The sequence below is a fragment of the Streptomyces sp. NPDC050842 genome (genome assembly GCF_044456565.1).
Classification (GTDB): Bacteria; Actinomycetota; Actinomycetes; order Streptomycetales; family Streptomycetaceae; genus Streptomyces.
This window is the reverse complement of the sequence record NZ_JBITGA010000006.1, coordinates 582,137-599,644: the sequence shown is the minus strand read 5'-3', so window position 1 is coordinate 599,644 and position 17,508 is coordinate 582,137. Positions and strand designations below refer to the sequence as shown.

18 protein-coding genes are annotated in these 17,508 nt (G+C 72.0%); 10 read left to right on the top strand and 8 right to left on the bottom strand.

Going from position 1 to position 17,508, the window contains the following annotated elements; translation table 11 throughout:
- Positions 1 to 5 precede the first annotated feature (5 nt).
- Positions 6 to 1,685, top strand: coding sequence for a glycosyl hydrolase family 28-related protein (locus ACIBG6_RS23520; protein ID WP_399224487.1), 1,680 nt, complete (start codon positions 6 to 8; stop codon positions 1,683 to 1,685).
- Here the strand turns inward: ACIBG6_RS23520 and ACIBG6_RS23515 are convergent.
- Positions 1,672 to 2,658: an AraC family transcriptional regulator gene (locus tag ACIBG6_RS23515; protein ID WP_399224486.1), complete on the bottom strand. Its 987-nt coding sequence runs from the start codon at positions 2,656 to 2,658 to the stop codon at positions 1,672 to 1,674. The genes ACIBG6_RS23520 and ACIBG6_RS23515 overlap by 14 nt on opposite strands.
- 103 nt (positions 2,659 to 2,761) lie before the next feature.
- On the opposite strand from ACIBG6_RS23515, the gene ACIBG6_RS23510 reads away from it, so the two are divergent.
- Positions 2,762 to 3,679, top strand: a complete 918-nt coding sequence (locus ACIBG6_RS23510; protein ID WP_399224485.1) for an MBL fold metallo-hydrolase — start codon at positions 2,762 to 2,764, stop codon at positions 3,677 to 3,679.
- Here ACIBG6_RS23510 and ACIBG6_RS23505 read toward each other — a convergent pair.
- The gene (locus ACIBG6_RS23505; RefSeq protein ID WP_399224484.1) at positions 3,676 to 4,983 is read right to left on the bottom strand and encodes an MDR family MFS transporter; all 1,308 of its coding nucleotides are present in this window, start codon (positions 4,981 to 4,983) and stop codon (positions 3,676 to 3,678) included. The genes ACIBG6_RS23510 and ACIBG6_RS23505 overlap by 4 nt on opposite strands.
- 126 nt (positions 4,984 to 5,109) lie before the next feature.
- Between ACIBG6_RS23505 and ACIBG6_RS23500 the strand changes: the two genes are divergently transcribed.
- Positions 5,110 to 5,868, top strand: a complete 759-nt coding sequence (locus ACIBG6_RS23500) for a phosphoglyceromutase (protein ID WP_399224483.1) — start codon at positions 5,110 to 5,112, stop codon at positions 5,866 to 5,868.
- Positions 5,869 to 5,952: 84 nt separating this feature from the next.
- On the opposite strand, the gene ACIBG6_RS23495 is transcribed toward ACIBG6_RS23500, so the two are convergent.
- Complete coding sequence (locus ACIBG6_RS23495) at positions 5,953 to 6,618, bottom strand: response regulator (protein WP_399224482.1); 666 nt, start codon at positions 6,616 to 6,618, stop codon at positions 5,953 to 5,955.
- On the bottom strand, positions 6,609 to 7,778 hold the full coding sequence (locus ACIBG6_RS23490) for a sensor histidine kinase (protein ID WP_399224481.1): 1,170 nt from the start codon (positions 7,776 to 7,778) through the stop codon (positions 6,609 to 6,611). Before ACIBG6_RS23490 ends, ACIBG6_RS23495 begins: the two co-directional genes overlap by 10 nt.
- Before the next feature lie 156 nt (positions 7,779 to 7,934).
- Between ACIBG6_RS23490 and ACIBG6_RS23485 the strand changes: the two genes are divergently transcribed.
- A complete protein-coding gene (locus tag ACIBG6_RS23485; protein ID WP_399224480.1) occupies positions 7,935 to 9,200 on the top strand; it encodes a serine hydrolase domain-containing protein in 1,266 nt (421 codons plus the stop codon).
- A 296-nt stretch (positions 9,201 to 9,496) separates the two neighbouring features.
- Here the strand turns inward: ACIBG6_RS23485 and ACIBG6_RS23480 are convergent, their stop codons facing one another.
- Positions 9,497 to 10,033, bottom strand: a complete 537-nt coding sequence (locus tag ACIBG6_RS23480; protein ID WP_399224479.1) for a hypothetical protein — start codon at positions 10,031 to 10,033, stop codon at positions 9,497 to 9,499.
- Between the two features lie 67 nt (positions 10,034 to 10,100).
- On the opposite strand from ACIBG6_RS23480, the gene ACIBG6_RS23475 reads away from it, so the two are divergent.
- Positions 10,101 to 10,610 carry a GNAT family N-acetyltransferase gene (locus tag ACIBG6_RS23475; protein ID WP_399224478.1) on the top strand — a complete coding sequence of 170 codons (510 nt, stop codon included), beginning with the start codon at positions 10,101 to 10,103 and terminating at the stop codon, positions 10,608 to 10,610.
- Positions 10,611 to 10,663: 53 nt separating this feature from the next.
- Here ACIBG6_RS23475 and ACIBG6_RS23470 read toward each other — a convergent pair whose 3' ends face one another.
- Complete coding sequence (locus ACIBG6_RS23470; protein ID WP_399224477.1) at positions 10,664 to 10,816, bottom strand: hypothetical protein; 153 nt, start codon at positions 10,814 to 10,816, stop codon at positions 10,664 to 10,666.
- Between the two features lie 102 nt (positions 10,817 to 10,918).
- Positions 10,919 to 11,599, bottom strand: coding sequence for a phosphate signaling complex protein PhoU (phoU, locus tag ACIBG6_RS23465; protein WP_024756335.1), 681 nt, complete (start codon positions 11,597 to 11,599; stop codon positions 10,919 to 10,921).
- A 265-nt stretch (positions 11,600 to 11,864) separates the two neighbouring features.
- Between phoU and ACIBG6_RS23460 the strand changes: the two genes are divergently transcribed.
- Complete coding sequence (locus ACIBG6_RS23460) at positions 11,865 to 13,094, top strand: ATP-binding protein (protein WP_329622069.1); 1,230 nt, start codon at positions 11,865 to 11,867, stop codon at positions 13,092 to 13,094.
- Positions 13,091 to 13,771 (top strand): response regulator transcription factor, encoded by a 681-nt coding sequence (locus tag ACIBG6_RS23455; RefSeq protein ID WP_017242433.1) that lies wholly within the window; start codon positions 13,091 to 13,093, stop codon positions 13,769 to 13,771. The genes ACIBG6_RS23460 and ACIBG6_RS23455 overlap by 4 nt, the downstream gene beginning before the upstream one ends.
- A gap of 250 nt (positions 13,772 to 14,021) precedes the next feature.
- Here ACIBG6_RS23455 and ACIBG6_RS23450 read toward each other — a convergent pair whose 3' ends face one another.
- The gene (locus ACIBG6_RS23450) at positions 14,022 to 14,654 is read right to left on the bottom strand and encodes a DUF461 domain-containing protein (RefSeq protein WP_399224476.1); all 633 of its coding nucleotides are present in this window, start codon (positions 14,652 to 14,654) and stop codon (positions 14,022 to 14,024) included.
- Between the two features lie 698 nt (positions 14,655 to 15,352).
- Between ACIBG6_RS23450 and ACIBG6_RS23445 the strand changes: the two genes are divergently transcribed.
- The 3 genes from ACIBG6_RS23445 (at position 15,353) to ispF (ending at position 17,493) form a co-directional block, all read left to right on the top strand.
- Positions 15,353 to 15,835, top strand: a complete 483-nt coding sequence (locus ACIBG6_RS23445) for a CarD family transcriptional regulator (protein ID WP_003953493.1) — start codon at positions 15,353 to 15,355, stop codon at positions 15,833 to 15,835.
- Positions 15,836 to 16,247: 412 nt separating this feature from the next.
- Positions 16,248 to 16,997, top strand: coding sequence for a 2-C-methyl-D-erythritol 4-phosphate cytidylyltransferase (gene ispD, locus ACIBG6_RS23440; protein ID WP_399224475.1), 750 nt, complete (start codon positions 16,248 to 16,250; stop codon positions 16,995 to 16,997).
- A complete protein-coding gene (ispF, locus tag ACIBG6_RS23435) occupies positions 16,987 to 17,493 on the top strand; it encodes a 2-C-methyl-D-erythritol 2,4-cyclodiphosphate synthase (protein WP_399224474.1) in 507 nt (168 codons plus the stop codon). Before ispD ends, ispF begins: the two co-directional genes overlap by 11 nt.
- Positions 17,494 to 17,508: the final 15 nt, after the last annotated feature.

Sequence of the window (17,508 nt, the reverse complement as noted above, 5' to 3'; positions counted from 1 at the left end):
GGGGCATGGCACTCAGCAGAAGGCAGTTCGTCGGCAGCGCGGTGGCGGTCGCGGGAGCCGTGGGATCCATGGGCGCGACGGGGTTCACCTCACCCCTCAGCCCCGCGAGGCTCTGGCGCGAGTTCGAAGCCGCCCCCACCACCCACCCGCAGATCCCCTACGTGGGCAAGGCCGGCGCCCACGGCGGCGCCCGCCGCGCGCCCCGCCCGCCGGTCGTCGCGAACGCCGTCACCTACGGGGCCACCCCCGACGCCCGTCGCGGAGCGACCGATGTGCACGGCACCGACTCCGCCCCCGCGATCAACCGCGCCCTCCTGGAGGCGGGGGAGCGGGGCGGCGGCACGGTGCTGCTGCCACCCGGCACGTACCGGATCGACGACTACCTCCGGATCGGCCACAGCGGAGTCGTCCTGCGCGGCGCGGGCTCCGGCCGTACGACCCTGCTCGCGACCCGGCACCTCACCGAACTGATCGGCCCGTACGGCTCCCGCTACGGCGGCGACAAGTCCTCCTGGTCCTGGGCCGGCGGCCTCGTCTGGCTCTCCCCGCACACCCGGCACGCCTCCCTCGTCACCGCGATACGCGACCGGGCCTGGCCCTTCGAGGGCTGGACCGGCAACCGGCGCGACGAATGGACCACACTCACCACCCTCCGCCCCGCCCGCCGGGGCGACCGCTCGGTCACGGTCGAGGACCCGTCGGCGCTCAGGCGCGGGCAGCTGGTCCTGCTCCGGCTCGCCGACGACCCGGGCCACACGCTCCTGGAGCACATGGCGGGCGGCGGGCCCGGCCCGGAGGCGTACACCTGGGACGACAAGACCAAGCTCACCTCCTACGTCCCCTACGAGTGGCCCGTACGGATCACCGGGCTCGCGGGCCGCCGCGTCACCCTCGAACGGCCCCTGCCGCTCGACCTCCGCCCCGAGTGGGACCCCCGACTCGTCTCCGGGGTGCTACCGCTCACCGGCTCGGGGGTGGTGGGTCTGACCCTGGAGGCGCCGGCCGTCCCCCAGTCCCCGCACCTCCTCGACAAGGGCTTCAACGGCGTCACCTTCCAGTGCGCGTACGACTGCTGGGCGGAGGACGTCGTCGTCCGCCACGTCGACAACGGCTTCGGGCTCGTCGCCGCGTCCGCCTGCACCCTGCGCCGTACGCGCGTCGAGGGACGTGGCTCCCACCACCCGTACTTCTGCCGGGAGGGAGCGCACGACAACCTCGTCGAGGACTTCCACATCGCGGCCCGTACCGTCCCCGCCCCGGCGGGCACGCAGCTCCACGGCATCAACGTCGAGGGCCTGTCCAGTCACAACGTCTGGTCGCGCGGGGTCATGGAGACGGGCACCTTCGACACCCACCGGGGCATGCCCTTCGCGAACGTACGGACCGAGATCACCGTCGAGAACGACGGCCGGCACGGCGGCGACGCCTCCGCCGGGCCGCTCTACGGCGCCCGGTTCGCCCACTGGAACGTGACGGTGACGAACGGCCGCGCGGGCCTCGTGAAGCTCGACACCGTCGCCCCGTACAGCGCGACCGTCGGCATCAGCGAGGTGCGGGAGTTCGACCAGATCGACGTCCCGGACTTCGCGGGCGACCTCCACGCGCGCGTGGAGGCCTACGGGAGCCCGGAGTCGGTGCGCCCACGGAACCTGTACGAGGCGCAGCGGGCGCTCAGCGGGAGGTGAAGACGTCCTCGCCGCGCCGGTCCTGGCCCGGCGTCCCGCTCCGGTACTGGCCCGGCGTCGTGCCGAACTCCCGGCGGAAGGCGTGCGAGAGGGCGTACGGGCTGGCATAGCCGACGCGGCGGGCGACCGTGGCCAGCGGATCCGCGGTGTCCCGGAGCAGGGCGGCGGCGCGCGTCAGCCGCCACCACGTCAGGTACGCCATCGGGGGCCGGCCGACCAGCGCGGTGAAGCGGCGGGCCAGGGTGGGCCGGGAGACGCCCGCCTCGGCCGCGAGCCGGTCGTTGGTCCACGGCGCGGCCGGGTCGGAGTGCAGGGCCCGCAGGGCGGCGGCGGTCACGGGGTCGCCGAGGGCGGCGGGCCATCTTCCGCCCGCCACTCCGCCCGGGGCGCCTTCCTTCGTCTCGGCCAGCCAGGACCGGATCATGTAGACGAGCAGCAGGTCGAGCAGGCTGGGCAGGGCGACGGAGGAGCCGGGCCGCCGGGAGTCGAGCTCGCCGCCGAGGAGGTCGACGGCGGCGCGGAGCTCGGGGTGGTGGCCGGCGCGGTTCGGCAGGTGGACGAGCGGGGGGAGTTCGGCGAGGAGCGGGTGCGCGCGGCCGTGGTCGAGCCGGTACTTGCCGCAGAGCATCTCGACCTCGCGCTCGCGCACGTGGAACGCGGGCAGGGGAGGCTGCGGCAGGGCCCGGTCGGCCCACCGGGCGAACGGCACCGCCCGTGCCACGGTCGCCGCGTCGGCGGGCGAGTCGGCGATGACGTGCCCCGTACCGTGCGGGAGCAGCACCGCGTCCCCGGCGCCGAGCGCGACCGGCTCGCCGCCGTCGGGCAGCAGCCAGCAGGCGCCCTTCAGGACGACGTGGAAGCCGGCGCCGTCGTACGGGTCCAGCCGGGCGCACCAGCTGCCGCCGACCCGCACGCGGTCGGAGGAGGGCCGCCCGACGCGTACGGCCGAGATCGCGTCGCTCACCAGGTCCATGAAGCCAGCGTAGGCCCGAGACCCTCACTCGTGAGCCGTATGCGTATCGAGGAGAGCAAGAGAAGCATCGAGAAGCTCATTCCCTCTCCCTAGGCTCGACGACATGAACACGGAGAGCGCACAGCGGATGGTGCTGGGAGACGTCGAGGTCATCCGGGTCGTCGAGTGGCAGGGCCCGTTCGGTCCGGCCCGCGGCCTCGTCCCGGGGGCGGGGGCCGAGGTGTGGAAGGCAAACGAGGAGTGGCTCGCGCCGGACCACTGGGCGCCGGAGAGCGACAGCGCGGTCATGGCGCTGCAGACCTGGGTGCTGCGCAGCGGGGGCCGGACGGTCCTGGTCGACACGGGGGTGGGCAACGGCCGGGAGCGGCCGCACTCGCCGCTCTTCCACCGGCAGGAGGGCGACTTCCTGGGTCGGCTGGAGCGGGCGGGCGTCCGACCCGAGGACGTCGACGTCGTCGTCAACACCCACCTGCACGCCGACCACGTCGGCTGGAACACGCGGGACGTCCAGGGGGAATGGGTGCCGACCTTCCCGAACGCCGAGTACCTCGTACCGGCCGCCGACGACTTCCACTACGGCCCGCGGAACGGATACGGCAACGGGCGCCAGGAGGAGGACCGGCTCGTCTACGAGGACAGCGTGGCGCCGGTCCACCGCGCCGGGCAGGTCCGGCTGTGGGACGGGGGCCACCGCATCGACGGGAACCTGACCCTGGAGCCGGCGCCCGGCCACACGCCCGGTTCGGCGGTCCTGCGGCTCGCGTCCGGGGGAGACCGGGCGGTCTTCGTCGGCGACCTGTTGCACAGCCCCGTACAGCTCCTCGAACCGTCCTGCGCCAGCTGCTTCTGCCTGGACGCGGGCGGGGCGGCGGCGAGCCGTCGCCGGATCCTCGAACGGGCCGCCGACGAGCGGGAGCTGGTCGTGCCCGCGCACTTCGGCGGGGCGGGTGCCGCCGAAGTGCGCAGGGAGGGGGAGGGGTTCGGCCTCGTACGGTGGGCGGCGTACGGGACGGGGGCTTAGGCGTTGACGGAGGGGACGGAGCTGTCGGTGCTGCTCTCCCCCTTGAGGACGCGGGGGGCGTCCTGCGGCGAGGTCTCCTGGGGCGAGGTCTCCTCCGCCAGGGCCTTCCGCAGCCGGGTGAAGTACCCGACGGCGGCGACGACGCCGATGACGGCGGTCGCCGCCCACAGGACGTCGGGGCCGGGCCCGTCGACGATCGCGCCGGCCGTGATGGGGGCGACGAACCCGGCGACCGCCCAGGACATGCCCATGACGCCCTGGTAGCGGCCGCGGGCGTGCTCGGGGGCGAGGCGGGCGGTGGCGGCGGCGTTCGTCGGGACGTGGATCATCTCGCCGACCGTCCACACGACCACGGTCGCGGCGAAGGCGACGGACGAGCCCGCGAGGGCGGTGGCTCCGGTGCCGACGGCGAAGAGGAGGGACGAGAGCGTCAGCAGGAGGACGGGGGAGCGCTTGTCGGTCAGCTTGTTGACGAGAAGCTGGAAGCCGACGATCACGATGCCGTTGACGGCGATGACCATGCCGAAGGAGGACGGGGGCAGACCCTGGTGCGCCATGGTCAGCGGGAGGCCGATCCAGGGGGCGGTGAAGACGACGCAGACGAGGAGGTTGAGGAGGACGAGCGTGCGGAAGGGGGCGTCGCGGAGGACGGTCAGCATGCTGACCTTCGCCTCGGCGACGGTCTCGCCCTGCTTGTCGACGGCGGCCTCGGGGCGGGTCTCGGGCAGCCGCAGGAAGACGATCACGGCGCACAGGACGGTGGCGACGGCGTCGACGACGAAGAGCGTGCGGTAGCCGAGGAAGGCCGCGGCGCCGCCGCCGATGGAGGCGATGGCGAAGCCGAGGTTGAGGGCCCAGTAGTTGAGGGCGTACGCCCGGCGCACGTCGTGGGCGGGGACCATGTCGGCGATCGTCGCGTTGATCGACGGCCGGACGGCCTGCATGGCGACGCCCATGAGGAGGACGACGGTGGCGATGGCCCAGGCGCTGGTGACGACGGCGAGGGCGGCGGCGCAGGCGGCGGCGGCCAGGTGCATCGTGACCATGGTGGGGCGGCGGCCCCAGCGGTCGGTGAGCGTGCCGCCGAGCGGCGAGCCGGCGACGCCGCCGAGGCCGTGGAGGGCGACGACGAGTCCGGCGAACCAGGCGGAGTGCCCGAGCTCCTGCGTCAGGTACAAGGAGAGGAAGGTCAGGACGAAGGCCCCGGTCCGGTTGACCAGGGTCGACAGCCAGAGCCACCAGAAACCCGGGGGGAAACCGGAAACGGTCGCGTGAGCTGATCGTCTGAGCGAGTCGATGGACATGTGTGGCCGGCCCCTTGGTGTCTGTAAGCCCCTATCACGGCTCTCGTAACTTACGTATCTCAGGTGCCGGACGCCAGCGAATTGACGACGCGCGTCAATCGTCGGCGGTCGATTAGGCTCGGACGCATGGCCGACGCGACATACAAGCTGATCCTCCTCCGCCACGGCGAGAGCGAGTGGAACGAGAAGAATCTGTTCACCGGTTGGGTGGACGTGAACCTCACCGCGAAGGGCGAGAAGGAGGCGACGCGCGGCGGCGAGCTGCTCAAGGACGCCGGCCTGCTCCCCGACGTGCTGCACACCTCCCTCCAGAAGCGCGCCATCCGCACCGCGCAGCTCGCGCTGGAGTCCGCGGACCGCCACTGGATCCCGGTCCACCGCTCCTGGCGGCTGAACGAGCGCCACTACGGCGCCCTCCAGGGCAAGGACAAGGCCCAGACGCTCGCCGAGTTCGGCGAGGAGCAGTTCATGCTGTGGCGCCGCTCCTACGACACCCCGCCGCCGGCGCTCTCCGACGACAGCGAGTACTCGCAGGCCCACGACGCGCGCTACGCGACGATCCCGCCGGAGCTGCGCCCGCAGACCGAGTGCCTCAAGGACGTCGTCGAGCGGATGCTCCCGTACTGGTACGACAACATCGTCCCGGACCTCCTCACCGGCCGCACGGTCCTGGTCGCGGCCCACGGCAACAGCCTCCGCGCCCTGGTCAAGCACCTGGACGGTATCTCGGACGCGGACATCGCGGGCCTGAACATCCCGACGGGCATCCCTCTGTCGTACGAGCTCGACGAGAACTTCAAGCCCCTCAACCCGGGCGGCACGTACCTCGACCCGGACGCGGCTGCGGCCGCGATCGAGGCCGTGAAGAACCAGGGCAAGAAGTAGCCCTCACTCGTAGCCCTGACTGACGAAAGAGCCCCCTGTCTGCGGTTTCTCCGCAGGGAGGGGGCTCCTTCTCGTCCAGGGGACTCACCGGGGGCCGGGTTCGGGGCCGCCATGTCGGCGGAGGTAGGCCAGGACGGCGCGGACCCGGCGGTGGCCGCTGTCGCCGGCCGACAGGCCGAGCTTGAGGAAGACGCTGCCGACGTGTTTGTGGACGGCGTTGTCGGTGACGAAGAGCCGCTGGGAGATCGTGGTGTTGTCGTGTCCTTCGGCCATCAGGGCCAGGACCTCGCGTTCGCGGGGGGTGAGCGCGTCGACGGGATCGCCCCGGAAGGCGAGGAGCTGGGCGATGACCTCGGGGTCCATGGCGGTGCCGCCGGCGGCCACGCGGCGCAGGGCGTCGGTGAACTCCGCGATACGGCTCACCCGGTCCTTGAGCAGATAGCCGATGCCGCCGCGGGTGTCGGAGAGGAGGCGGCCGGCGTATTCCTGCTCGACGTACTGGGACAGGACCAGGACGGGAAGTCCGGGGCGGTCGCGGCGGGCCCGGAGGGCGGCGCGGATGCCCTCGTCGCGGAAGGTCGGGGGCAGCCGCACGTCGACGATGGTGACGTCCGGGCGGTGGGTCTCGACGGCGGCGAGGAAGCCGGGGGCGTCGACCGTGATCGCGGCGACCTCGAAGCCCTGGGAGCCCAGCAGGAGTTCGAGTCCGGAGGACAGCAGGACGTTGTCCTCGGCGATGACTACACGCACGGCAGCTCCACGGTGACGACGGTCGGCCCGCCCGGCGGGCTGCTGACCTTCATGGTGCCGTCCAGGGCGGCGGCGCGGCGGCGCATTCCGTCCAGGCCGCTGCCTCCGGACGCGTCCGCTCCGCCGATGCCGTCGTCGGTGATCACCGCGGACAGCAGCGCGCCGTCGCGGGTGACGTGGACGAAGGCCCGGGTGGCCCGGCTGTGCCGGGCGACGTTCGCCAGCGCCTCGGTGACGGCGAAGTAGGCGACCGCTTCGACCGCGGCAGGGACCTCGCCGAGCTCGCCGACGTCGATGCGGGTCGGTACGCCGGCCCTGGTGGCCAGGGCGCGGAGTGCGCCGACGAGGCCCTGGTCGGCCAGGACCGGAGGGTAGATGGTGCGGATGACGGAGCGCAGCTCGGTCATGGCCTCCTCGGTCTCGGCTCGGGTCTGCCGTACGAGGGTGGCGGCCGCGTCGGGGTCCTGGGGAAGGATCTCCCCGGCCACGGCGAGGCGCATGGCGATGGCCACCAGCCGGGCCTGGGTGCCGTCGTGCAGGTCGCGTTCGATCCGGCGGAGTTCCGCGCCGTGCGCCCGCAGGACGTCCGCGCGCGTCCGGGTGAGTTCGCCGACCCGTGCGGCCAGTAGCTCCGCGGGAGTCGGTGCCGTCACTGCCAGACAGCACCGCGCGTGTACCCGGGCGAGCGGTGGCAGGGCGATGGCCGTCGCCGCCGCCAGGAGCAGGAACTGCGCCGGACCGGCCGTCAGCGCGAGGGCCCAGCCGTCGACATGGACACCGAGCAGCGGCAGCAGTGCCGGATCCGATGCGGGAAAGGCCCACCACCCCACGGTGATGCCCAGGACGAGGAGCAGATTGCCCAGGCACAGCAGGGCGAGTACGCCCGCCGGCAGCCCGGTGGCCACGTGCGTCACGAGCCATCCGAGGTCGCGGCGCGGGGAACGCGGGCGCGGCTCCACCGGCCTGCCCAGCAGCGCCCCGGCGCGGCGGCGTTGGCGCTCCGCCCAGGGAGCCGCCAGCGACGGAACGCACAGCAACGGCGCCGCCACGAGCGTCACCGTCGCGGTCATCAGCGTGCCGAGCAGGTAGCGACCGCCGCGCCCGGCCTGGATCAGGGCCTGGACCGACCGTGCTCGGGCCTTGCCGTTCACACCGCGCACTGGCTCGCCTTCGGCAGTCGTACGGGGCCGGGAGCGGCCCTCGGACGCGCCACGGTACGTGCCGGGTACCCCCTGTGGCGCTACAGCGGGCTGTAGCTTTCGAGGGGCCGCCTGCGGTAGCGACCCGTGACGCCCCGCTTGCCTAGCGTGAGGCCCATGAGATCCACGACCCCGGCCTCCGCGCCGAAGAACCGCCCGTCCCCGCAGCGTTCCCGGCAGCGTCACCGCCGGATCGGCCGGTGGTGGCCGGCCGTCGCGGCTGCCTTACTCGGCACGGTCGCCGCCGCCGCGGCCGCCCGGCCCGCGGACGGCGACGCGGCCGCACCGCCGTCCGCGCCCGGCTACCGGCAGGACGACCTGCGCCGGGACACCTCCGCCCTCCAGGCGCTGGGGATCACCGGCGTCCAGGCGCGGGTGACCACCGCCTCCGGCCGCGACCTGGTCTCCACCGCGGGCGTCGCCGTGGCGGGCACGAACCGTCCGGTGCCCCGCGACGGCTACTTCCGGATCGCCAGTACCGGTAAAGCACTCATGGCCGTTGTGATCCTGCAGCTGGTCGACGAGGGCCGGCTGTCACTGGACGACACGGTGGACCGCCGACTGCCCGGCGTGATCGACGCCAACGGCAACGACGGACGGAAGATCACCGTGCGGCAGCTCCTGCAGAACACCAGCGGCCTCCACGACGACCTTCCCGGCTTCGACACCCCGCAGGAGTACTACCGGCACCGCTACGACACCTTCACCCCCGAACAGATCGTCGCCCGGGCCATGAAGCACCGCCCGGACTTCCCGCCCGGCACCGGCTGGAGCTACTCCAACACCGGCTACGTCGTCCTCGGCATGATCGTCGAAAGGGTCACCGGTCGCCCGTGGAAGGACGAGGTCGAGAGCCGGATCCTCAAACCCCTCGGCATGCACCACACCTACCTGCCGGGCACCACACCCACCCTTCGTCGCCCGCACGCCCACGGCTACCAGGTCTTCGCCTCCGGCGAACGGACCGACGTCACCCGACAGATCGTTCCCGACCTCGGCGGCTACGTCTCCACCACGGCGGACGTCAACCGGTTCTTCCGGGGACTGCTGGGCGGCAGGCTGCTGTCCGGGGCGCGCATGGCCGAGATGCGGGACACCATCCCGGTGGCCAAGCGGTTCGAGGTGATCTGGCCCGGCGGACGCTACGGCCTCGGCCTGGTCAACCGCCCCCTGACCTGCGGCGGCACCTACTGGAGCCACGAAGGGGGCGAAGCCGGCTACATCACCCTGAACGGCGCCACCGGCGACGGCGGCCGCGCCGTCACCGTCTCCATGACCACCAGCCACAACGACTTCGACACAGCGCTCCGGCACCACAAGGCCGCCGGAGACCTCGTCGACCGCGCGCTGTGCGACAGCTCCGGCGACGGCCGGGGAGAATGACCGCTGAGCCGGACGGGTGAGGGTGAAACCCTACGGCTCGGGGGCGGCGCACGCTGCACGACCCGGCGAGCGATGAGTGCATCGCCATTCCTGAGGCCACCGACCCCGCCGCACCCGGGCCCGCGTTCGCGCCGCACGACGACACGGACGAGTTCGCGATCGTCTTCACCGAGCCCGACTGCACCGGCGACTCCTGGACCCTCCGCCCCCACGGCCGCCCGGCCACGGACCGCCTCACGCTCCGCTCGGTCGTGTTCGTCCGCGGCTAGGACCTGTCCGGCCGATCAGAGGGACCGTCAGAAGTCGTCGCAGGCGCGGGCGCGGAAGTCCTCCACCGTCGTCGTACGGACGAGGTCGCCCACCGAGTAGCGGACCTGGCCGCGCGAGAGCTTCGCCAGGTCCTCCAGGGTGAACGAATGGTGACCCGTCGACCAGGAGTTGTCGCCGGTCGTCCCGTACAGGGTGTAGAGCTGCCCCGGCCGCAGAGCGCGCGGGCGGGCGTCCGGCGTCCAGCCGGCGTCCCCCGTCTCGCTCGTCAGGCGCCAGGACGAGAAGCCGCTGACGGGTTCGGCGGAGGTCCAGAAGTCGGTGTACTCCGGTTCCACGGCATCCGCGGTGACCTCCGCGTCCGGGTCGCCGGCCTGCTCGTCCGGGTAAAGCACCGCCGCGTCGACCTGGTCGTGGCAGACCAGGATCACCCCCAGCGGCTCGCCGTCCGCCGTCACCGAGACCCCGGTGAGCCCGGCGGACGGCACGCCGCAGCCGGCGAGCAGGGGCAGCGCGGACAGCGCGACGGCGGTGAGGAGGGCACGGCGGAACCCGGCGGCAGTCATGACGACACCCTGGACCGTCGCGATATTCGCGGGCGGGCATCGCACCGAATCGTTAGCGTTCCGGGTCATGAGCACGCCACACCCCAGCCCGTCCCAGCCCGGCCCGGCACCCAGCACGTCCCTCCGCCTGGAGCGGGTCACGCCCGAGAACGTCGACGCCGCCCTCGCACTGCGCGTCCACCCCCATCAGGAACGCAACGTCGCCCCCGTCGTGAAGTCCCTCGCCGAGGCGTACGCCTTCGGGGAGATCGCCTGGCCCCGGCTGATCTTCGACGGGGACGAGCTCGTCGGCTTCCTCATGGCCTTCCTCGACATCCCGTGGAACGAGGAGAAGGACCCCACCGACCGCCGCAGCGGCCTCTGGCGGCTCAACATCGCCGCCACCGGACAGGGCAAGGGGTACGGACGCTTCGCCGTCGAGGCGGTGCGCGACGAGCTCCGGCGGCGCGGGACGGGACAGCTGTACGTGACCTGGGAGCCCGGCGAGGACGGGCCCGGCGAGTTCTACCGCCGGCTCGGTTTCCACACGACCGGCGAGCTCAGCGGCGGCCAGACCGTCGGCGTACTCGACATCTGAGAAGACCGGAAGGAGGGGGGCGGGGTCACTGCCCCACCCCCCTCCCTCACCGGTCAGCCCGAGCAGCCTCCGCACTGGCACGGCGAGCCCGACTGGCAGCCGCAGCCGCAGCCCGAGCCGCAGCCACAGGCGCCGAGTACGGGCAGGAACTCCGTCCCGCGCGGGGTCTCCTGCTGGGGATCGGTCGTCATAGGGGATTCGGCCATGGGGTCCCTCCCTTTCGAGGCGCGCGTCGCCTCCCCCCATTGCATGCCCACTCGGACCGGCGCATCAACGGCGCATCGGCGCCCGTGCGCTCCGGACAGGCCCTACGCGCCTTCCACCGGCGCGTCCGCCGCCTGCAGCTCGTCCGCGTGTTCACCCGTCACCAGGTACACGACGCGCTTCGCCACCGACACCGCGTGGTCCGCGAACCGCTCGTAGTACCGGCCGAGGAGCGTCACGTCCACGGCCGTCTCGATGCCGTGCCGCCAGCGGTCGTCCATCAGGTGCTGGAACAGCGTCCGGTGCAGCAGGTCCATCTCGTCGTCGTCCTGCTCCAGCTGGAGCGCCAGGTCGACGTCCTTCGTGATGATGACCTCCGCGGCCTTCGCCATCAGGCGCTGCGCCAGCTGCCCCATCTCCAGGATGGTCGCGTGCAGGTCCCGCGGCACCGCCGTGTCCGGGAACCGCAGCCGCGCCAGCTTCGCCACGTGCTGCGCCAGGTCGCCCGACCGCTCCAGGTCGGCGCTCATGCGGAGCGAGGTCACCACTATCCGCAGATCCGTCGCCACCGGCTGCTGCCGCGCGAGCAGTGCGATGGCCCGGGCCTCCAGATCGTGCTGGAGGTCGTCGACCTTCTGGTCCGCCGCGATCACGCTCTCCGCGAGCTTCAGGTCCGCGTCGAGCATCGCCGTCGTGGCGCGCCCGATCGCCGATCCGACGAGTCGGGCCATCTCGACCAGGCTCTCGCCGATCGAGTCCAGTTCCTCGTGGTACGCGTCCCGCATGGATGTCCCTCTCTACGCAAAGCTCCGGGGTCCGGGTGGGGCTTCGGACCCCCACGCTTCCACGTTCGGCCCCTTACGCGTCCGGTTCCACCCCCTCATATGAATCGGTACTTTCCTCTAGGTGAACTCTGGGCGACACGCGCCACCACCGCCGTCGCAGCAAATGAACCACCACCGTCTCCACGGTGAACTCTGGGCGACGACTGTTCGAGGAGCCACTCGGACGGCTGGGAGAGTGTCCTCCACCCCGCATAACCTTGAGGGCATGGACGTGAACGCGGCGGTCGCCGCATTGGCAGCGATCGCCGGCGTGTGCACCGGCGTGATCGCCATGCTGGCGTTCCGCTGGAGCGAGCGCGACCAGGCGCGGCCCACCCGAACCTCCCTGCACACCGACGCCGTGCTCCCGCCCGGCGTCGACACCGTACTGTCCGTACTGCGCTCCTCCGCGGTCGTCCTCGACGAGAGCGACTCCGTGGTCAAGGCCAGTTCGGCGGCGTACGCCCTCGGCCTGGTCCGGGGCGGCAAGCTGGCCGTGGAGCCCATGCTCAACATGGCCCGCGACACCCGTCGCGACGGGGAGATACGACAGGTCGAGCTGGACCTGGCCCGGCGCGGCACCGGACGCGGCGAAGCCCTCGCCGTCTCCGCCCGCGTCGCCCCGCTGGGCTCGCGGCTCGTGCTGCTGCTGGTCGAGGACCTCACCGAGGCCCGTCGCATCGAAGCGGTGCGGCGCGACTTCGTCGCCAACGTGAGCCATGAGCTCAAGACGCCGACGGGCGCGCTCTCCCTGCTCTCCGAGGCGGTCATGGACGCCTCGGACGACCCCGAGGCGGTCACCCGCTTCGCCGGCCGCATGCAGATCGAGGCGACCCGCCTCACCAACCTCGTACAGGAGCTCATCGACCTCTCCCGCGTGCAGAACGACGACCCGCTGGAGGACTCCGAGCCGGTGTCCGTGGACGAGCTCGTCGCCGAGGCGATCGACCGCTCCCGGCACACCGCCTCCACCAAGCAGATCGCCATGGTGTCCGGCGGAGCGGCCGACCTGCGAGTCTGGGGGAGCCGCGGCCAGCTCGCCGCGGCCCTCGGCAACCTCGTCGAGAACGCCGTCAACTACTCACCCGCCCACACCCGCGTCGGCATCGCGGCCCGCAAGATCGCCGCGCCCGGCGGCGACCTGATCGAGATAGCCGTCACCGACCAGGGCATCGGCATCCCCGACAAGGACAAGGAGCGCGTCTTCGAGCGCTTCTACCGCGTCGACCCGGCCCGCTCCCGTGCCACCGGCGGTACGGGGCTCGGCCTCGCCATCGTCAAGCACGTGGCCGCCTCGCACGGTGGCGAGGTCACCGTATGGAGCACCGAGGGTCAGGGCTCCACGTTCACCCTGCGGCTGCCCGAGGCGGGCTCCGCACGGGACCGCAGGCCCGTCTCTTCTCCCACCCCAGATCTCATGACCGAACCGCTTCCCGCCCCGGAGGTCCTTCCGTGACCCGAGTGCTCGTCGTCGAGGATGAGGAATCCTTCAGCGACGCCCTGTCATACATGCTCCGCAAGGAAGGCTTCGAGGTCGCCGTGGCGGCGACCGGGCCCGACGGCCTCGACGAGTTCGAGCGCAACGGAGCCGACCTCGTCCTCCTCGACCTGATGCTTCCGGGCCTGCCCGGTACCGAGGTGTGCCGCCAGCTGCGCGGCCGCTCGAACGTCCCGGTGATCATGGTGACCGCCAAGGACAGCGAGATCGACAAGGTCGTCGGCCTGGAAATAGGAGCCGACGACTACGTGACCAAGCCCTTCTCCTCGCGGGAGCTGGTCGCCCGCATCCGCGCGGTGCTCCGCCGCCGCGGGGAGCCGGAGGAGGTCACCCCGGCGGCCCTGGAGGCCGGCCCGGTCCGCATGGACGTCGACCGCCACGTGGTGACGGTCTCGGGCGGCAAGGTCGACCTCCCGCTGAAGGAGTTCGACCTCCTGGAGATGCTGCTGCGCAACGCGGGCCGCGTGCTGACCCGTATGCAGCTCATCGACCGGGTGTGGGGCGCGGACTACGTCGGCGACACCAAGACCCTCGACGTCCACGTGAAGCGCCTCCGCGCCAAGATCGAACCGGATCCCGGCGCCCCGCGCTACCTGGTGACGGTCCGCGGCCTCGGATACAAGTTCGAGCCGTAAGCCGACCCTGGCCGAGGAGGCCGGACGGAGTCCGGCACAGCGCCCCGAAGCCTGTGAGGCCCCCCAGGGCCGACCAGTGCGAGGGGCGCACGTGGGACGGGGCTCGAACCGGAGCCGGGCGCCCCGCGCTACCTGGTGACGGTCCGCGGTCCGGGCTACGAGTTCGAGCCGTGAACGAGGCGGACATACGTGTGAAGGGGCGCCCCCGACCGGGGGCGCCCCTTCACACGTATGTCCTGCCGCGGCTCGGTCAGTGACCGGCGGTCGTCGCCTCGGCCGAGGCGTCGGTGCCGTGCTCGCCCTCGCCGCCGTGCTCGCCCTCGGCCGGCGCCGAGGCGGTCGGCGAGGAGCCCGGGGGAGCGGGGACGACCGACGGGCCGAACTCCTTGAAGTAGCTCGCCGCCGGGACGACGAAGGCCTGCAGGCCGACGTCGCCGGTCTTGCTGAGCTTGAAGACGACCTCCTGCGCGTCGCCCTTCCTGGCGGCCTCGGTGCCGTTCTCGATCGTCGCGGTCGCGTTGCCCGCGCCGCCGATCACGACGGAGCCGAGCGCCGGGATGGTGATCGGGCCGGTGCTGCCCGCGGCCGGCGTCAGCTTCACCGTCGCGCTCGTACCCGGCAGGGTGATCGCGTCGAGGGTCTGCGGCGCGCTGCCGTTGTTGAAGACGGTGGCCGAGACGACGGCCGGGCCCTTCACACCCTGGTGGGGCTGGGTGATGACGAGCGCGTTCTGGATCTTGACGTCGTCCACGGTGACGGCCGCGTTGTCCGGCTTGACTCCGAGGGTCTGCGCGTCGTTGCCCGCGGCACAGGCGGACAGCGCGGCGATGGAGAACACGATGGCAGTGGCGGCGAGGGCGCCGCGTCGAAGGCTGCGGCTCACGGCGGCGGCATCTCCTAGGACGAACGGACAGGATTGGGGACCAAGGAACAGCTAAAGGTGTGTCAGCGCGCTTAGGTTACCGAGCCGCACTCTCCGTCCCGCACCCGACCCGCCCCTAACCGGCCGCGGCAGTGGGCGGGCGGGCTCCCGGGGAGTTCCCGGGGCCCTGCCCCGAGGGGCGCCCGGCCGTCGCCGTGAGCGAGCTCGTGAGCGGGCTTGCGATCGCTCGCGATCGGGCTCGCGATCAGGCTCGCGATCGGGCCCTGTGGCCGGATCGCGACCCATTGACCTGTTGTTCACATAACCGCCTTGATCAATTCGAGGGTCACCCCGCATTCCCCGCAGCCCCGCTCCGGAAAATCACGGACCGTCGTCGAGCTGATCAATTCCGGAATCACCCCGGCATGCATCCGTACGGGTGGTCGATCCTCGAACGGAGTACGCGATGAAGGGCGCCCCGAACCCGGCAAACCGGGACATCGCCCCTCCCTGGAGGGGCTCCTGGTACGTGTAACGTGCGCGTTTCTCTCCGTCCGCACAGCGGCTCCGACCTGCGAATACCGCCTTCCGGAAGCCCTCCGCAGCACGATCGTGATGCTGTTGTCAAGCCCCGAGATATGCTCTGACCTGCGAAAACGCCATTCAGAAGAAGCAGTATCCGTGTTACCCTGGATAGCCACGGAAGGGGTACCTGTCACATGACGTTCAAGGTTGGCGACACCGTGGTCTATCCCCATCACGGGGCCGCGCTGATCGAGGCCATCGAAACTCGCCAGATCAAAGGCGTGGACAAGACCTACTTGGTGCTCAAGGTCGCGCAGGGCGACCTGACGGTTCGTGTACCGGCGGACAATGCGGAGTTCGTCGGTGTTCGCGACGTGGTCGGTCAAGACGGGCTGGACCGGGTCTTCGAGGTGCTGCGCGCGCCGTACGCCGAAGAGCCGACGAACTGGTCCCGTCGCTACAAGGCAAATCTCGAGAAGCTCGCCTCCGGCGATGTCATCAAGGTCGCCGAAGTAGTCCGCGACCTGTGGCGCCGGGAGCGCGAGCGCGGGCTGTCCGCCGGTGAGAAGCGGATGCTTGCCAAGGCTCGGCAGATCCTGGTCAGCGAGCTGGCTCTCGCGGAGAACACGAACGAGGACAAGGCCGAGGCTCTCCTCGACGAGGTCCTCGCGTCCTGAGTGAGCGCGCTCTGAATCGCTCCGGTCTCTTCCGGGCGACCGGGTCCTGCCCGGCGGCCGGATCTTTCCGGGCGATTCGTTCCGAGCGTGCTTCCAAGTGAAGCGATGCCGCGGTGCCCGCTGGCGCGCTGTGAACCACACAGCGCTGTCGCCGGGCGCTGCGGCATGTTCGCGTACGTATGCGGAGCGTACGCGGAACCGTACACACGCGGACAAAGTCGGGCAGTAAGGCCGGGCTACCCCGTGCGTACCGCTGTGAAGAACCCGCACCCCCTGTTACGTCCGAACCCCTGTGCTCACGCGGTAACGCCTCGACCGTCGTCACGGAAAGGGCCCGGTCAAGGCGTCGCGTCCGGCACGGTGAGGCCATACCCATGTCGGCCGCGGAAACAAACCTGCCGGAGTGCAACCGATGTCAGACGAAGCGCGTCCTCCTCGTACCGCCGTGGTGATCCCGGCGGCCGGACGGGGCGTACGCCTCGGCCCGGGCGCCCCCAAGGCGCTCCGCGCGCTGAACGGCACCCCCATCCTCATCCACGCCGTCCGCGCGATGGCCGCCTCCCGCGCGGTCTCGCTCGTCGTCGTGGTCGCCCCCTCCGACGGCGCCGCCGAGGTCAAGCACCTCCTCGACGCCCACGCCCTCCCCGAGCGGACCGACTACGTCGTCGTCCCCGGCGGCGACACCCGCCAGGAATCCGTCCACCTCGGACTCCAGGCGCTGCCCGAGGGCATCACCACCGTCCTCGTCCACGACGCGGCCCGCCCCCTGGTCCCCGTCGACACCGTGGACGCCGTCATCGAGGCCGTACGGGACGGGGCCGTCGCCGTCGTCCCCGCGCTGCCCGTCGCGGACACCGTCAAGGAGGTCGAGCCGGCCGAGAAGCCCGGCGACCCCGAGCAGGTCGTCGCCACGCCGGTCCGCGCCCGCCTCCGCGCCGTCCAGACCCCGCAGGGCTTCGACCACGACACGCTGGTCAACGCCCACGCCACCATCGCCCTCACCGGTGAAGGCGCCACCGACGACGCCGGCATGGTCGAGCGGCTCGGCGCGCCCGTCGTCGTCGTGCCCGGCCACGAGGAGGCGTTCAAGGTGACCCGTCCGCTCGACCTCGTCCTCGCCGAGGCCGTACTCGCCCGCAGGAGGGCCAACGATGGCTTCTGAGATCCCCGTGCTGCCGCGCACCGGCATCGGCACCGACGTCCACGCCTTCGAGAAGGGCCGCGAACTGTGGTGCGCCGGCCTCCTCTGGGAGGGAGAGGAGTACGGCCTCGCCGGCCACTCCGACGGTGACGTCGCCGCCCACGCCGCCTGCGACGCCCTCTTCTCCGCCGCCGGCATCGGCGACCTCGGCGCCCACTTCGGCACCTCGCGCCCAGAATGGTCCGGCGCCTCCGGCGTCACCCTCCTCGCCGAGGCCGCCCGGATCGTCCGCGCCGAGGGGTACGAGATCGGCAACATCGCCGTCCAGGTCGTCGGCGTCCGCCCCAAGGTCGGCAAGCGCCGCGACGAGGCCCAGAAGGCGCTGAGCGCGGCGGCCGGCGCACCCGTCTCCGTCTCCGGCACGACCACCGACGGGCTCGGCCTGACGGGCCGCGCCGAGGGCCTCGCCGCCCTCGCGACCGCCCTCGTCTACCCCGTATCGCAGCAGGGGGCGTGAAAAACGTGCCCCGCG

What these genes read in the sequence shown, in the direction of transcription:
- ACIBG6_RS23445 (WP_003953493.1), top strand. Translation starts at nt 15,353, where the DNA reads ATGACGTTCAAGGTTGGCGACACCGTGGTCTATCCCCATCACGGGGCC.
- ACIBG6_RS23480 (WP_399224479.1), bottom strand. Translation starts at nt 10,033, where the DNA reads ATGACTGCCGCCGGGTTCCGCCGTGCCCTCCTCACCGCCGTCGCGCTG.
- ACIBG6_RS23510 (WP_399224485.1), top strand. Translation starts at nt 2,762, where the DNA reads ATGAACACGGAGAGCGCACAGCGGATGGTGCTGGGAGACGTCGAGGTC.
- ACIBG6_RS23520 (WP_399224487.1), top strand. Translation starts at nt 6, where the DNA reads ATGGCACTCAGCAGAAGGCAGTTCGTCGGCAGCGCGGTGGCGGTCGCG.
- ispF (WP_399224474.1), top strand. Translation starts at nt 16,987, where the DNA reads ATGGCTTCTGAGATCCCCGTGCTGCCGCGCACCGGCATCGGCACCGAC.
- ACIBG6_RS23515 (WP_399224486.1), bottom strand. Translation starts at nt 2,658, where the DNA reads ATGGACCTGGTGAGCGACGCGATCTCGGCCGTACGCGTCGGGCGGCCC.
- ACIBG6_RS23505 (WP_399224484.1), bottom strand. Translation starts at nt 4,983, where the DNA reads ATGTCCATCGACTCGCTCAGACGATCAGCTCACGCGACCGTTTCCGGT.
- ACIBG6_RS23470 (WP_399224477.1), bottom strand. Translation starts at nt 10,816, where the DNA reads ATGGCCGAATCCCCTATGACGACCGATCCCCAGCAGGAGACCCCGCGC.
- ACIBG6_RS23475 (WP_399224478.1), top strand. Translation starts at nt 10,101, where the DNA reads ATGAGCACGCCACACCCCAGCCCGTCCCAGCCCGGCCCGGCACCCAGC.
- ACIBG6_RS23485 (WP_399224480.1), top strand. Translation starts at nt 7,935, where the DNA reads ATGAGATCCACGACCCCGGCCTCCGCGCCGAAGAACCGCCCGTCCCCG.
- ACIBG6_RS23460 (WP_329622069.1), top strand. Translation starts at nt 11,865, where the DNA reads ATGGACGTGAACGCGGCGGTCGCCGCATTGGCAGCGATCGCCGGCGTG.
- ispD (WP_399224475.1), top strand. Translation starts at nt 16,248, where the DNA reads ATGTCAGACGAAGCGCGTCCTCCTCGTACCGCCGTGGTGATCCCGGCG.
- ACIBG6_RS23500 (WP_399224483.1), top strand. Translation starts at nt 5,110, where the DNA reads ATGGCCGACGCGACATACAAGCTGATCCTCCTCCGCCACGGCGAGAGC.
- phoU (WP_024756335.1), bottom strand. Translation starts at nt 11,599, where the DNA reads ATGCGGGACGCGTACCACGAGGAACTGGACTCGATCGGCGAGAGCCTG.